Here is a 17,214-nt window from a genome sequence, read left to right on the forward strand (position 1 = left end):
CAGGTATGGGCCAATTCCTGATGAAAATCTTTGAACAACCTGGATCAGTTCTTAGTAAAAATCAGCAGTCAAGGGGATGATTGCGCGCGTAGGGAACTATCAAAAAAATCAATTATTTCTCTACTAATTTTACGACCTTCTTCTTCTTTTTTATTATCGTCCACCATGAAAGAGATATACTCAAGTTTGTTTTCCATGGAAAACAAAAAGGAAGCGATATTTCTGTTTTCTACTGACGAAATAAGGTCTTCTGTTAGCCTCACCTTTGATTGCACGATTGCGTTATCCACAACTCCAGCAATATGCTGCTTACAGTTAGCCAACAAAGATTCTATTTCTTTTCCGTATTTATACATTGATAAATTTATTTCCTTAGTACAGTTACAACCACTCTTCCTGCGTTTTCGGTAACGATGGAAACATCACCGGACGAATAAATAGTTCTTGTAACGCCGTTTACAATCTGAGTAGATTGTATGCCATTGTTTATAACATACTCGACCATATTAGGTGAAATATTGCGTCCTGCTCCTACGCTTCCTGCTGGAGCGCCTAGTCCACTTGGTTGCATTCTGTCCACGGCATGCTGGCTATAAAGGCGATCGCCAATTTGAGCATATTCACGATTATCCACGACCACTTTCGGATAATTTTTCCAGCTCGTCCATAGAAGCTTTGATCCTGCTCCAGACGATCCCCCACTTCCCCCGGTGGTTTCCCCGTCATGCGCCACATTCTGCAGAACTGTCCCTGCGGCTTTTTCTTCTCTTCCAGCTGCGGCTATGGCCTGGATCTCTTTCAGACCCAACGCGACCACTTTTCCCGCGGCCATGCCAGCAGCCCCGGTTTCCAATCCCAGACCCCAGCCGAGAGCACTTTCAATTGCAGCCTGTCGAAACTGACCCTGATAAATATCCTGTCCTGTCCGCCAAACAGAAGCTGCTGTGGCAACCGGCGGAAGGATATACTGGGCAAAATCAGTAGCCCCTATCCCGTAGTTGAAGTTCAGTCCCGCTGCCGGATGATGCAATTTAGCAGTGACCGTTATACTTTGGCTGCCATCCCCGTTATCATAACCGTTGACAGTCTGACCATCCGTCCGTGTTCCATTCTGATCAGGATCCGTCGGATCCGCAGAGCCTGTTAGACGAGCATAATGATTCTGACTTGTCAGGCTTTGATTGCCCGAGAGACTGGACCCGGCATGGCCCGATGACGCATTCGAACTCCCGTTTTGGGTCGACTCGCCGCCAGCACTGGAGGCCTCATGCTGGGCAGACGCTCCCCCACTGCCAGCGTGAGCCGCGGCAGACGCCTCATCGCGCTGATACCTGTCGTAAGCGGCGGCGCCGATTTCGACCGCGCTTTCTGCCAGCGTCTGGCCTGCAGTCTGGATCTGGAGCGTCGTGTTCAGCTTCCTTGCGTTGAAATCATTGTCCAGATGTCCGTTCGCGCCCGCCAGATCGGTGCCGTAATGCCCGGTCGTGCTGCCGCTCTGCACATCGATATTGCCCGTGATGACCGATTGTGTGACGCTGCTCTCGCTGTGGTCCTCATGACCCACCGCAAACGTGCCTGTCTTGAGCACATCGCTTGGCGCCTCGCCCTTCGAATATCCGCCGCCAGCCGAGACACTTGTGCCACTCCAGCGCGAGATGTTCTCCAGGCTCTCCGCCGTCAGACTGCCTGTGCTGAAATGATTGCGGCCCGCTTCTGCCGCGCTACTGATCACCCCACCGGTCAGATGCGTGTCGCCGGACACCTCGACATCCAGACCACCCTTACCCGCATACACGCCCGACTGGTCCTTGCCGGTCGAACGGTATTCATCCGTGATCGCGCTATGCGCGATAATCGCGCCGCCACCCGTCTGACCAACACCCGCAACGGGGACGGAAATACTCGCCCCATCCGATGTCGCATGGCTCTCATAATGAGCCGTATCCTGCGGGCTTTTGATCACCAGATTGCCCGTCTGCATGCCGATATGACCGCCGGACACCACTGCACCGTTCAGCGTCGTCGTGCCCGGTGTGACCATGGTGACGCTGTTCGTACCAGTCACCGTCGTTGCGACATGCGTCGTACTGTCGGACTGGCTGTGCTGCTTCGAGCCACCGACAGACGCCGTGACATTGATTCCGGTACTATCCTTCGATCCAGCGCCAATATGCGCGTTTACACCGACAGACGCACCAAAGGAGCTGCTCGACCCTTTTGTCTCGCCTTTCTCAACGCCCGATTGCAACGTGATGTCCTTGCTGGCTGCGAGCACCACATCCTTGCCCGACAACTGGCCCGCCGTGACACTGATCGAACCGTTCTGCGCATCCGCTGCATTGTCACCACGCGCCACCATGGCCAGCGTGCCGCCTGCGCTGGCCGAGGAGCCCTGCAGCGTCGTCTGGCTCTGTTGCGAGGCCGTCTTGCTGGTCGAGAAACCAACACTCGCCTGCACACCGATGATGTCGTTCTTCCAGGCACCGCTCGGATAGGCCCCTGCCTCACCCACCGCCGTCTGCATCCCGCCCAGTGCACCGAGAACGCCGTTATCCTGCTTCGAGGCGGCAAGGCCGCCATTGACCGCCTGCCCAACCATCGAGCCAGGCGAGAGCCCGATACTGGCACCGATGGATTTCTCCTTATGCGCCATGCTCTGGGTCTGGCTGTTCTCCTCTGCCAGCAGCGAGACGGACGAGCCTGACAGCGTCAGGTCGTTCGCCGCTGACAGGGCCGAGCCGTCTATCGTGATGGCCTTGCCCGCATTGAGCGACACGCTGCCGCCCAGCGAGGCCAGAACCGACGGGGTCCAAACCGTGCTCGACGACGATGATTTGTCGTCGCGCATGCCATAACCCAGTGTGCCCTGCGCGCCCTGGCTGCTCAGCGAGATTCCTGCCACATGATGCGACGCACTCGCCTCGCTCTGCATCTTCGTGGCCCCAAGCGTCAGATTGCCGCCCGCAGAGAGCGTGACATCGCCCTGGGCGCCGATCAGACCCTTGAGGCTCATATCCCCGCCGGACAGACCCGTCAGCGTGCCGCCAGACGTTACGTTCGAGCCCCGCTCGACCGACAGGCTGCCCGTGTCGGTAAAGCGGCTATGCGTCAAAAAGCCCGACTTGCTGCCCGAAATGTCGTGGCTACTGCTGTCCGTGACAGACCCGAGATCCAGCGATTTCGCCGCTGACAGCACCATATTGCCCGTGCTGTCGATCGCAGCACCCGCCGATTTCAGATCGCCGCCAAGGGCTGCGAGCACCGCATTGCCGCCCGCACTGATCGAGCTCGTGTAATTCTGCGTCTGGCTGAAGGCGCTGCTGACATCGGCGCCCTTTACCGCCGTGGCCTGACGCACCGTCGCAGCCCCAAGCGTCAGGCTGTTGCCCGCCAGCATCGACAGATCGCCACCAGAACTCAGGCGACCGCCATTGAAGGTAATGTCATGACTGGCCGAGAGGGACGCCGCACCGCTCGCCGTGATCGTGCCGACCGAGCCCAACTGGCCCTGATTGCCGCCATTGACCAGATAATCGTTCAGTGTGGCGCTGTTGATGATCGACCCGTTCTGCGCCACCAGGCTGACCGAGCCACCTGCCAGCGTGCCGGTATTGGTGATGTCGCCATTGCGCGCCAGAATGCTCAGGCTGTTGCTGCCCGATATCGTCCCGCTGTTATTGACGCTCGCGCCCGCAAGCGACACGTCTTTCGCCGCAATCGTGCCGCCTGTCAGCGCCACATTGCCCGGCGCCAGATAGAGCTTCGGCGCCAGCACCGTCGCACCATTCACCTGAACCGGCACATACCAGACGATATTCTGCGTCAGAGACGCCTTTTGTTCATCACTCAGCGCCTGCCCAAAATTCAGCCCAAGGCGCTGCGCCTGGTCACCGGCATTCGTGACCAGCTGCTGCATCTGCGATGATGCGTTGACAAACGTGCCCCCAAGGAAGGTCTGGCCCGTCGCGGAAACAATCTGCTGCTGCACATATTGCTGGTCGAAATAGGAATCACCCAGGAACGTATAATCCGACGGTGTCTTGCCCAGACGATCGACCAGATATTGCGAGCCGTGAAACGCCGTCAGGCTCGTATAGGCCGGGTTCGTCTCGACCAGATACTGCGCCTGAGGCGACGGATTGGGCACATAGAGTGCGCTGCCTGCCGGGATGGAGGTAATCACCTGCATGACCGACGGATCGGCACTGTTCAAAAAGCCCGGAAGACGCAAATTCTGAGCTGCATCCGCTGCCGTCTGAACGCCCTCCTGCGGAAGAACACCTCCACCTGCAAGAGAAGGCGCCGATCCACCGGATGACGGACGACCACCGGAAAGCCCGCTGCCACCCTGGCCTGATGGCAAACCGCCCGGATTGAACGAACCGCCGGTTTCGGGACGCGATCCCGCAAGACCATTGCCCTGTCCTGGCACATTCAGGGATCCACCACCAGATGCTCCATTGCCAGTATTCAGTCCGCCAGCACCCGGCGCAGTGATTCCAGCCCCATTATGGGTCAGGTCTGTCGCACCGCCCGACGAAAGAGCTCCTGCATCGAACGCGCCAAGCCCGTCATGCCCTGACTGCGCTGTCGCCTGTTGCCCTGAGTCGGATACGAACCCGCCTTCAAGCCCACTGCCCGACACACCGCCCTGCGCCCCGGCGCCGCCGGAAATGCCCGTATCGATATTCCCTGTCGGGCGGTCAGAACCGGGCAATGTCAGGGCACCGCCACCCACGGCCTGGCCGTTCATGCCAGGCGCTGTTACACCACCTGGCGTATTACCCTGGTATTGCGAGGCCTCTGCCAGCTGTGCGGCGGTCGCATGCTGGATAATTGTCTGGTTATTGATCTGCCCGGTGAAATCACCGATCAGGGTGTTGGCGGCCACAATCGTGCCAGAGAGCCCGTTCGAGCGGCTGCTGCCCCAGATCTGGCTGGGCCAGGGCCAGCCACCGCCCGATCCGATCTGCCAGCCACCGGGAAACCACGGATCGGCCGGATCGTCGGGGGGCATATACCAGCGACAGGAATTGCCGTTATAGCAGGTCAGTGTGTAGGTGACGCTCGTGTCGTAGCCGACATTGTTCAGCGAGCCGCCCTTGAGCGACATGTTGTTGCCGGCCGCAAGATGACTGGCATCATTGGTGATGGCGCCGCTGGTCGTGACAATCAGATCATGCCCTGCCGAGATGACAGAAGGGGCATTGGAAGCCGTTGCCAGCGATCCAACGCCGGTGACGACAACCTTCGAGGCGGCATTACCGTCGTAGAGGGCCACAAGGACATAGCCCGATCCCGGCTGGCCATCCGGCGTCAGCAATCCGGCAGGGGTCTGGACCGCGACGATCTTCTGGCCCCAGTAATACTGGCCTGTTCCATTCAGATTGGACGGTGTGGGCGGGTTCGCCAAAGCCTGGTCATAGGTCTGGCTGTAGACAACCTGTCCCTGCTGATAGGTGACACCGCCAATGATATCATTGGTGAGGGAGCGCGCGCTGATAACAACATCACCCCGGGCACTGCCTGTCAGAATCTGGCCGGAGCTGTTCGTGATGTCCCCGGCGAACTGGCCCGACCTGCCCCCGATCGTCAGATCGCCTGCATCGGACAGGATAGCACCCTGACGATTGGTCAGATTACCATCGAGCGCGATCTCCACACCCTGCGTACCGCTGATCAGCCCGGTATTGGTCAGGCCTCCCGGCGTCGAGAGAGACAGGGCAGCGCCTGCAATAAGCGCACCGTCATTCTCGATATCGGGCGCTGTCGCGGTTATTCCGCCTCCGGCAATCACCCCGGCACCGGCTTTGATATGCCAGCCGGAATCCAGGGTGAGCCGCGCGTCACCTCCTGCGGAAAACAGGAAGGCTCCGACATCCTGCGCGGTCGAAAAGTTGAGATTGCGGGTCGCCTGAACCGTGCTGGTTCCCGTGAGCGCGCTGGTATAAAGTGTCAGATCCCTGCCAGCCTGCAGCGTGCCGCCGGTAAGATCGAGCTGTCGCATGCGCCCGCCCTGCCCGGCAGTAAGAGACAGGTCGCCTCCTTGCGTCAGGATGGTCCCCATGTTGCTCTCGACCTGCTGGGCGGCAACAGAAAGAGCCGATCCGGCCTGCAGACGCCCCCAGCTATTGATCAGGTCATCGAGCGCGTGGCCTGCTTCATCTCTGGCAATGGACAGGGAGCCGCTGACAGCGAGAACCTGACCCGCAGTGTTCGACAGACGGTCGGTCTGAAGCGTGATGTCCTTTCCAGCCTGCAGCAGACCATTGTCATTGGCGATAGATCCGGCTGCGATGCGGACCGATCCATCCGTGCCGATAATGCGCCCGCCCTGATCATTGCGCAGGGACGAGGCCGTGAGTGACACCAGCCCCTGACCCGCGCCAATCTGTCCCGTGCGGTTATCGATTGTCGCGGCCTGCAGCGTTGTATCGCTCAGCCCGTAGATCAGCCCGCTATTGGTCAGGTTTCCCGGCAACGACAGGGACAGGGCACCGCCCGAGAGCATCAGACTGGTATTGGTGAGCTCTGCTGCATTCACCGTCAGCTGGCTGCCATGCGCCGTGATCTCTCCGGCGTTATCGAGCATACCCTTTATGGCAAGCGACGCATTGCCGTTGGCGATAATCCCCGCCTGGACGGTATTCTCCAAAGACCCGGCCTGGATGGAGAGCAAGCCCTGAGACGCCTGGGTCTGTATGACGCTTCGGTTGATCAGGGCGGCATCGCTTTTGAGCGCAAGATTGCCCTGCGTGCTGGCGAGGATGCCGTATTCGTCATTGGCGATGCTGCCAGCCTGCAATGTCAGGTCGCTCACCGAGGCAATCTTGCCCGCGCTGGAAAAAGCATTGGTCACCGTCAGTCCCATGGACCGACCGCTGGTGATCTGGCTGTTTTCACCGCCTTGATAGGAGCCCGCATCAAGCGTGACCGCTCCTGTCGCCTGGATGGCCCCATTCGTATTGGTCACGCTGCCGTTGCCTGACCCGCGAAGAACCAGATCGCCCGCCTGAGCCAGTATCTGACCATTGTCATTGGCAAGGTCGGTAAAATCGATACTGACAGGCCCGTTACCCTGAATAATCCCCTGGGTATTGGTCACACGATCGCTTGCATTGGCCGTCCCGACAGACACAGAAGCCGATTTCGACAGCACGAGCCCCTGCGTATTGTCGAATTGTGACGCAGTCAGTGCCACAGAATTGTCTGCCTGCAGCACGCCGTTGTTGTTGGCTATGGCAGTACCTGTGAGGGTGAGTGCGCCACCCTGGGCAATGATCCGCCCCGACCCGTTGGTGATACGCGCCGCGTCGAGCGCGATATCACCATTTGCCGTACCAATCTGACCGCCTGTGTTATCGAACTGACCATTCATGCGCGCCACGACACCGGCATCGGCGTAGATCACGCCCGTATTGGTCGTGCTGTTTCCAACGATAAGCCGGGTCTTGACCGCACTCCCGAGAAAGCCTGAATTCGAGAGATCCTGCACATTGAGCGTCAGCGCACCCTGACGCGAGACGAATGTGCCCGTATTGCCCAGACTGCCTGTGATCGACGAGCCAATGTCGCGTTGCGCAGCAATCGTACCGCTGTTCTGGAGATTGGACGCCTCAAGCTGCAAGGTGCTCAGATCGCCAGAGGCCTGGATGGCGCCCGCATTGCCAATGGTCTGGGCCGTCAGTGCGAGAGTCTGGCCTTTTGCAGAGATGACAGCAGGCGCGTCAGTACTCTGACCGGCCAGGTTGGTTATACTATTGGCTGCAAGGGCGAGATTACCCCCTGCGTCGATATGACCCGCATTGACGACATCGCCACTCAGGAACAGCCCCATATTGCCGCCGGAAGTCAGCATCGAGCTTATGGAACCGGTATAGGCGCCCGCGTCGAGGCTCAGATTTCCGGCACTCTGGATGATCCCGCCTGTATTATCGAGCGCACCGTCACCGGAGAGCGTAATATCCATCCCGCCTGCGGTGGTCAGGATCGTGCCATTGCCGTTTGCCAGGGCATTCGCCTTGAGCGACAGCGATGAAGACGCCTGCAGGGTCGAAGCGTCGTTCACAATTGCCGTGCTCGGCATGCCCTGTCGGCCTGCAATATCCAGTGCGCCGTCACGGGTCAGGATCTGCCCGCCTGCCCGATTGGTCAGCCTGGCCGTTTCAATGGTCTGCCCCGTCTGGCCCTGCAGGATGCCGCCCTCATTAAGGAGGGTATCCGTCTTTATCTGCAGGTCTCTGCGGGTCGAGAGAATGGTTCCCCCTGCATTGCTCAGCTGGCCTGTCTCGATCGAAACCGTTCCCGCATCCGCACCGACCTGGCCTTCGGCACGATTATCGAGAGAGGCCGCGTAAAGCATGACGCCCTGAGCCCCGTACACTGTGCCCTCATTAAGCGCGGAGTTGACGAGCCCCAGCGACAGCAGAGCCGATGCGGCCATGGTCCCACTGTTTTGCAGCGATGACGCATTCAGGGTGAGGCTACCGCCGAGGGCACTAAGCTTGCCGGTATTATTCACAGCATCGCTGACCGAGACAGTGACGTCCCCATTACCGAGGATATTCCCGGCATTGGTCAGGCCCGCCGTGATGATCGAAAGTGTCTTCCCGGCAGATGAGCTCTGTATGATCCCGTTATTGGACAGCGCGTCTGCGGTCTGTGCCGTCGTCGTGAGTGTCAGATCGCCATTTTTCGCAGCAATCAGGCCTCTCGCACCGTTGATCAGCCTGTCAACGGTCAGGACAAGATCGGTGCCGCTGGAGATGATACCCTGATTATCGAGATCGCCTGAGACCGAGAGCGCCATACCGCCATTGCCGAGTAAGGAACTGCTGGCATCAGACGCATAATGCTGTGTAGCCAGAGAAACTAAGCCGGTCGCACCGATCGTACCCCCCTGGTTGAGTACGGTGGAAAGGGGGCCCTTTCCGTTGTGCAGGATAAGATCCGACCCCAGGGAGAGCACAGCCCCGCCATCACGATTATCGAGGGAACTGATGGTTGCCGTAACCTTGTCCTGCCCCTGTATGGTGCCAGCCCAGTTATCGACATCTCCTGCAATCAGGGACACGCTGCCCTTTGGAGAGATGATTTTGCCCTGGTTATTGGCAACAGACCCGGCAGAGACAGAAACCGCGCCACTCCCCGAACCGATCTGGCCGTCACTGTTGTCGAGCGCGCCACCTGCCCTTATCGTTGTACCCGTTGCGCCATACAACGTACCGCCATTGCGCAGGGCGTCCTGAACGGACACACTCAGCGAACCGTTTTGCGCACCGATCTGCCCGGTCGAAGACAGGGAGCCAGCAATCAGCGACAGATCGCCCCTGCCTGCCAGCAGTGAACCACCGACCGACACTGGTCCGTCCACGCGCAGGGTCAGACTATCGGCAGACTGCACAAGTCCGGACCCGACATAGCTCGCGCCATTCAGAGAGACCGCTCCGCTATCCAGCGTACCGAGCTGACCGTTATTGGTCAGACCAGCGCCCTGTGCCGTGATTGACAGATCACCCGTTGTAGCAACCATCTGACCGTGGGCATCATTGACCAGACCACCCTGGGCGGCGAGCGTCATGCCCTGAGCCGACAGGATCTGCCCGTCATTCTGAATACTGCCCGAAGCGGTAAGAGCCAGTGTAGTATCCGAGGCCAGGGAGGCCTTTTGTGCGGCAGTATATTGCCCAAGCCTCGCCGAGAGCGGACCTGACGCATAGATTACACCCGCCCCGCTATTCGTCAGCATCTGTGCCGAAACGGACAAGGCGCCGCCCTTGGCCGAAAGCGTGCCGTCACTATTGTCGATATCGCCCGATACGGTCAGACCGAGCGCCCCGGCAGAAGCGATGATCCTCCCCCGATTATTGGCAACAGACCCGGCAGAGACAGAGACCGCGCCACTCCCCGCGCCGATCTGGCCATCACTATTATCGAGCGCGCCACCTGCCCTTATCGTCGTACCCGTCGCGCCATAAAGCGTACCGCTATTACGCAAGGCATCCTGAACGGACACGCTCAGGGAGCCGCTTTGGGCGCCGATCTGTCCGGTTGAAGACAGAGTCCCCGCCGTCAGCGACAGATCACCCTTGCCTGCCAGAAGCGACCCACCGACCGAGGCCAGTCCGTCCATACGCAGCGTCAGACTATCGGCAGACTGCACAAGCCCGGACCCGGCATAACTCGCGCCATTCAGGGAAACAGCACCAGCATTCAGCGTGCCGAGCTGACCGTTATTGGTCAGACCAGCGCCCTGCGCCGTGATTGACAGACCGCCCGTTGTTGCAACCATCTGACCGTGGGCATTATTGACCAGACCATCCTGGGCGCTGAGCGTCATGCCCTGCGCCGACAGGAGCTGCCCGTCATTATGAACAGTACCCGAGGCGGTAAGATCGAGCGTGGCATCTGATGCCACAGACGCTCCCTGCGTGGCATTATATTGTGCCAGTGTCGCCGTCAGAGGTCCGGATGCATAAAGGACTCCCGACCCGTTATTGGTCAGTGCCCGCCCCGCAATAGACAAGGCCCCGCCCCTGGCCGAAAGCGTACCGTCAGTATTGTCGATATCGCCCGATGCCGTCAGTCCGAGCGCTCCGGCAGAAGCGATGATCCTGCCCCGGGTATTAGCGACATACCCGGCAAAGACAGAAACCGCGCCACTCCCCGCGCCGATCTGGCCGTCACTGTTATCGAGCGCGCCACCAGCCCTGATCGTCGTACCCGTCGCGCCATACAACGTGCCGCTATTGCGCAGGGTATTGCGCGACGACAGTCTGAGCGCACCTGCCTGCGCACCGATCTCTCCAGAGGACGAGAAATCATCGAATGACAGGGTTAGGTCGCCACGCCCAGCCAGAAGCGAGCCTGTCATCGCAACATTGCCGACCGCCTCAATATCGAGCCCATCGGCAGATTGCATTAGGCCAGCGCCGGTCATTTCCGCCGCCCGAACCTGCACAGTGCCTGTGTTGACCGTGCCTATCTTGCCATCATTATTAAGACCTGATCCCTGAGCGGATATGTCGAGATTACCATCTGAAGCAATGATCCGCCCCTCAGACCCGTTATCAAGACCACTTTCAGCCTTGATCGACATGGCGTTTGCAGATTGCACCAGCCCCTGGTTCTGAACACTACCCGAGGTGATGAGGTTTATCGTGGCATCCGACGCCAGAGACGCCCCCTGCGCGGCGTTATATCGTGCCAGTGTCGCTGTCAGAGGTCCGGACGCATAGATGACACCCGACCCGTTATTGGTCAGAGCCTGCCCTGAAACAGACAAGGCGCCGCCTCTGGCGGAAAGCGTGCCGTCACTATTATCGATGTCACCCGCTGCAGTCAGAGACAGCCCGCCGGAAGACGCAATGATCTTGCCACGGCTATTGGCGACAGACCCGGCAGAGACAGAAACCGCGCCACTCCCCGTGCCGATCTGGCCATCACTATTATCGAGCGCGCCACCTGCCCTTATCGTCGTACCCGTCGCGCCATAAAGCGTACCGCTATTACGCAAGGCATCCTGAACGGACACGCTCAGGGAGCCGCTTTGGGCGCCGATCTGTCCGGTTGAAGACAGAGTCCCCGCCGTCAGCGACAGATCACCCTTGCCTGCCAGAAGCGACCCACCGACCGAGGCCAGTCCGTCCATACGCAGCGTCAGACTATCGGCAGACTGCACAAGCCCGGACCCGGCATAACTCGCGCCATTCAGGGAAACAGCACCAGCATTCAGCGTGCCGAGCTGACCGTTATTGGTCAGACCAGCGCCCTGCGCCGTGATTGACAGACCGCCCGTTGTTGCAACCATCTGACCGTGGGCATTATTGACCAGACCATCCTGGGCGCTGAGCGTCATGCCCTGCGCCGACAGGAGCTGCCCGTCATTATGAACAGTACCCGAGGCGGTAAGATCGAGCGTGGCATCTGATGCCACAGACGCTCCCTGCGTGGCATTATATTGTGCCAGTGTCGCCGTCAGAGGTCCGGATGCATAAAGGACTCCCGACCCGTTATTGGTCAGTGCCCGCCCCGCAATAGACAAGGCCCCGCCCCTGGCCGAAAGCGTACCGTCAGTATTGTCGATATCGCCCGATGCCGTCAGTCCGAGCGCTCCGGCAGAAGCGATGATCCTGCCCCGGGTATTAGCGACATACCCGGCAAAGACAGAAACCGCGCCACTCCCCGCGCCGATCTGGCCGTCACTGTTATCGAGCGCGCCACCAGCCCTGATCGTCGTACCCGTCGCGCCATACAACGTGCCGCTATTGCGCAGGGTATTGCGCGACGACAGTCTGAGCGCACCTGCCTGCGCACCGATCTCTCCAGAGGACGAGAAATCATCGAATGACAGGGTTAGGTCGCCACGCCCAGCCAGAAGCGAGCCTGTCATCGCAACATTGCCGACCGCCTCAATATCGAGCCCATCGGCAGATTGCATTAGGCCAGCGCCGGTCATTTCCGCCGCCCGAACCTGCACAGTGCCTGTGTTGACCGTGCCTATCTTGCCATCATTATTAAGACCTGATCCCTGAGCGGATATGTCGAGATTACCATCTGAAGCAATGATCCGCCCCTCAGACCCGTTATCAAGACCACTTTCAGCCTTGATCGACATGGCGTTTGCAGATTGCACCAGCCCCTGGTTCTGAACACTACCCGAGGTGATGAGGTTTATCGTGGCATCCGACGCCAGAGACGCCCCCTGCGCGGCGTTATATCGTGCCAGTGTCGCTGTCAGAGGTCCGGACGCATAGATGACACCCGACCCGTTATTGGTCAGAGCCTGCCCTGAAACAGACAAGGCGCCGCCTCTGGCGGAAAGCGTGCCGTCACTATTATCGATGTCACCCGCTGCAGTCAGAGACAGCCCGCCGGAAGACGCAATGATCTTGCCACGGCTATTGGCGACAGACCCGGCAGAGACAGAAACCGCGCCACTCCCCGTGCCGATCTGGCCATCACTATTATCGAGCGCGCCACCTGCCCTTATCGTCGTACCCGTCGCGCCATAAAGCGTACCGCTATTACGCAAGGCATCCTGAACGGACACGCTCAGGGAGCCGCTTTGGGCGCCGATCTGTCCGGTTGAAGACAGAGTCCCCGCCGTCAGCGACAGATCACCCTTGCCTGCCAGAAGCGACCCACCGACCGAGGCCAGTCCGTCCATACGCAGCGTCAGACTATCGGCAGACTGCACAAGCCCGGACCCGGCATAACTCGCGCCATTCAGGGAAACAGCACCAGCATTCAGCGTGCCGAGCTGACCGTTATTGGTCAGACCAGCGCCCTGCGCCGTGATTGACAGACCGCCCGTTGTTGCAACCATCTGACCGTGGGCATTATTGACCAGACCATCCTGGGCGCTGAGCGTCATGCCCTGCGCCGACAGGAGCTGCCCGTCATTATGAACAGTACCCGAGGCGGTAAGATCGAGCGTGGCATCTGATGCCACAGACGCTCCCTGCGTGGCATTATATTGTGCCAGTGTCGCCGTCAGAGGTCCGGATGCATAAAGGACTCCCGACCCGTTATTGGTCAGTGCCCGCCCCGCAATAGACAAGGCCCCGCCCCTGGCCGAAAGCGTACCGTCAGTATTGTCGATATCGCCCGATGCCGTCAGTCCGAGCGCTCCGGCAGAAGCGATGATCCTGCCCCGGGTATTAGCGACATACCCGGCAAAGACAGAAACCGCGCCACTCCCCGCGCCGATCTGGCCATCACCATTATCGAGCGTACCACCCGCCTTGATCGTCGTACCCGTCGCGCCATAAAGCGTACCGCTGTTGCGCAACGCTGTCTGCACCGAGAGAGACATGGCACCGGATACAGCCTGAAGCGTGCCGGAATTGCTTAGAGACTGAAGAGCCGCTCCCGACAAACTGTAAGCCTGAATATTGCCCGAATTGGCTAGGGATGGACCAGTTTCGAAAGACAGCTCCTGTCCGGCGATAATGCTCCCAGCATTACCAAATTGCGTCGCCGTAAAGTGCATGGCGTCACGCGAGGCTATACGACTGGTTTCGTCGTTGGCGATCGTGTTGGCGTTGATCGCAAGAGCCCCGCCCTGGGCCGCAAGTTCACCGCCGCTCTGTGCAAATCTGCCGTTTGCCCTGAGCGCGACCGAACTGCCCTGTGACGCAATCTGTCCACTATTGGCGATATCTCCTGCGCTTTGCAGGTCGATTGGTCCCGAAGCAGCGAAAACGCCGCCAGCCTCATTGATGAGAGATTGACCGGACGCAGAGAGGCCGCCGCCACTGGCAGCAATCGTGCCGCTGTTGCGTGTCTCATTGTGCGTTGCAATGCGGATACCCCCATTACCCGCAGATTTGACGGAGCCTGTATTATGCAGGCTCCCGGCTGAGAGGGCGATTGCCTGGCCAGCCTCAATCTGACCAGACTGGGTGATGGCTCCAGTCGATGTCAGTTGCGTTGAGGCACCCGACTGGATCGATCCTGCCTGCTGCATCTCTCCAGCTGCCATTTCGATCCGGCCGGATGCACTCATCTTCCCGTTCAGGACGAGTTGACCATCCGCCGTAAGGGTCATGTCACCGGCATTGGCAGCCATTGTGCCGTTGACACGCACACCTGCACCAGCCTCATTGACGAGCATGGAGATCTGTCCGGCATAGAGCCCGCCCAACGCGGTACTGTCTATCGCAAAAGCCGGTGCCGGGCTTCCATCCTTGTCGAGCGGATGAACCTGACCAGTTTCGTAATCGATACGGTTCTGCCCGACGATAAGACGCGCGTTCTGGGCATTGACCTGAGCATTGAACGTGACGCGACGGCTAAGGATGTCGAGAACCGGGACTGCGGTAAAATTACCCCCCTGCCCTTCGAACGCTACATAACCATCCTGCACCTTGAGCGCAGCCAGCTTGCCGGTTGTATCGATCTCGGAGTGACCTGAGGCAAGCGTCACCCGGCTCGTATTAACGAAACCGCATCCGTTACACGTAATGCCATTGGGGTTGGCTACAACGACATTGGCTCGCTGCCCGGCGACCTCTGTGGTGCCCAGCATCTGACTGGCATGGGGGCCCGTTACCTCATTGAGGATGACCTTTGCACTAGTCCCGTTCAGGTTGGCATTGCCGTAAACATACCCGCCCAGCTGCGTCTGGGTCGCCTTTGTCGCGTTGTTGAGGATAAGCCCCTTTTGCTCGACCCCATATTCGGTGAACAGGTTATGCGACAGGCCCGTGCCATTGGGCGTGGCGATATTGAGCTGCTGCACGCCATTGGCGGTTCGGTCCAGACTGGGCGCAGGGGCGCTCGGCATCGTGTGATTATCAATCACGATTGACGGCGCGGCTTGTTGAGCGCTCGCTACGGCGGGAAACAGGGCCATATCTGCGGAAAGAAAAACCGCCAGGAGTTTGCGAAGGTTTTTCTTCATGCGCGTGTCATTCATCAGAAGCGCACTCCTGCCTGGAATGCAGCAATCCAGCCCTCGTCAGGGAGAGGACCATGGGCAATGGCATGGGTTGCAGACGCGCCCCAGAACACCGGGCCGCTGACCTTCCGCAGCCCGAAGCCAGCACCGGCAATGGATCCCCCTCGCAGTGCTGGCGGCAGATTATCCGCTCGGTATCCGAGCTTCACGAACCCACCATCGATAATCCCGTAGAATTCTGTGCCGTCGACAAACAGGCGACAGAAGCCCCGGTACACACCACAGTGTTCGTGAAGATCGAGCGGGGCCAGGCGATAGGAGATGTCGTCGCGGACATAGAGCCCCTTGTTCCCCACCAGCATCTGGCTGAGGAAGCCGCGTACCGTGTAGGGGCCGCCGAGCTGCAATTGCTCCGTCGCGAATTGATTGCGTGAACTGAGTTCGCCATGAAAGGAGACGTGCCAGGATAACCCGAATGGAAGAGGCTCGTAGCCATCAATATCCAGTGCTGGCTTGACGTATCTAGTGTGCGGCTCGCTCTCTATCGGATGCGCGAAACTTGACCTTGTGCCTGCGCCGTCTGTGCCGAAACGAACACCGAGCGTAATATACCAAAGCCCGCCAAGGGCTTTGAGCGACTCACTGGCCTGGGTCACGACCGAGGCCTGGCGTGTACTTTGCGTATTCAGCCGGACATGGTTGAGCGTTGAGTTGAATGATTTGAGTTCGTAAAGCGCCTGAAGGGTCGTTACCCCGACACTATTGCGCGCGACAACGCGTGAAACGCCAAAGCGGAAATCACGGCGACGCCCGCCGAGACGATAATCCTCACCCAGTGTCTGCAGGTGATAAACATCATCAGACATCCAGAACCCGCTGAACACCGACCATTTACCGTAGGGGATCGAACCATCAGCTGAAAAATACTGCGTGCCCCGGTGACCTGCAGATCCCACCAGAGAGTGGTCATATTCGACTGACCACATATCCAGCAGGCCCAGCGCGTCCTGAGCCGTCAGGAGTGCATGACCCGTTTCATGCCCGGTCTGGTATTGTCCATTATTATCTGCCCAGACTTGCCCGTGCAGGATGCCGGGATTTTGCTCCTGGATGACAACTGAAGAGCTCCCCGGCTTGTTACCGGGGACGATCTGCATTTTCGCCGACCAGTTCGGCATACGGTTCATCTGGTCCAGACCCTGCTCGAGATCGCGCAGGTTCAGCAAATGGTCCCGCAGCCCTGGGAACCCCATGAGTTCATGATGCCGCGCTTGGATACCGGCAAACTGGATCGAAGAAAGCGTCCCTTCTATCACCACGATGCGCAGCCTGCCGGACTGCAGGGACTGCTCGGGCAGATAGGCACGGGACGTGACATTACCCTGCTGAACATAGGCGCGGTTGATATCGTCGAGTGCGTGATTGAACTCGCTGACCCCGAGGCAACGTCCTGCGTAGCGCTGGATCACCCCCCTCCTGGCTGCATCGCTCAAATGCGGCGCATCCTCGATTGAAAGCGACCACACCCGGACGCAGCTTCCCCCGCCTTTTATGGGAGACGGATTACGAAACTGGGTGTTGCTGTCTGGTGGAGGCAGCATATCCAGCTGCTGCTGACGCTGTCTGAAACGCTGGAACTGATCCTGAGAGGATCCGGGACCTGCTGGCATGATTGCTGGCGGATCTGCCCGCATTTGCGCCTGGGCAGCCGCAACAGGGAAGCTGATCAGACAAAACACACCCGTCAGGGCAGGACGGAGGGCGCGCGATGCAGACATGACCACAAAACCAAATCAGAAGCTCAAATGCAG

Annotated in this window: 3 protein-coding genes; all 3 read right to left on the minus strand. The window is 59.3% G+C overall.

The features are described from left to right. Positions 1-68: 68 nt before the first annotated feature. The 3 genes from Asbog_RS06905 to Asbog_RS06915 are packed head-to-tail and all read right to left on the minus strand — an operon-like array spanning position 69 to position 17,181. Positions 69-356, minus strand: coding sequence for a hypothetical protein (locus Asbog_RS06905; protein WP_062164568.1), 288 nt, complete (start codon positions 354-356; stop codon positions 69-71). An 8-nt stretch (positions 357-364) separates the two neighbouring features. After that, the gene (locus tag Asbog_RS06910; RefSeq protein WP_062164569.1) at positions 365-15,421 is read right to left on the minus strand and encodes a two-partner secretion domain-containing protein; all 15,057 of its coding nucleotides are present in this window, start codon (positions 15,419-15,421) and stop codon (positions 365-367) included. Next, complete coding sequence (locus tag Asbog_RS06915; RefSeq protein ID WP_062164570.1) at positions 15,421-17,181, minus strand: ShlB/FhaC/HecB family hemolysin secretion/activation protein; 1,761 nt, start codon at positions 17,179-17,181, stop codon at positions 15,421-15,423. Before Asbog_RS06915 ends, Asbog_RS06910 begins: the two co-directional genes overlap by 1 nt. Positions 17,182-17,214: the final 33 nt, after the last annotated feature.

Origin of the sequence: Asaia bogorensis NBRC 16594 (genome assembly GCF_001547995.1) — a bacterium.
Lineage (GTDB): Bacteria > Pseudomonadota > Alphaproteobacteria > Acetobacterales > Acetobacteraceae > Asaia > Asaia bogorensis.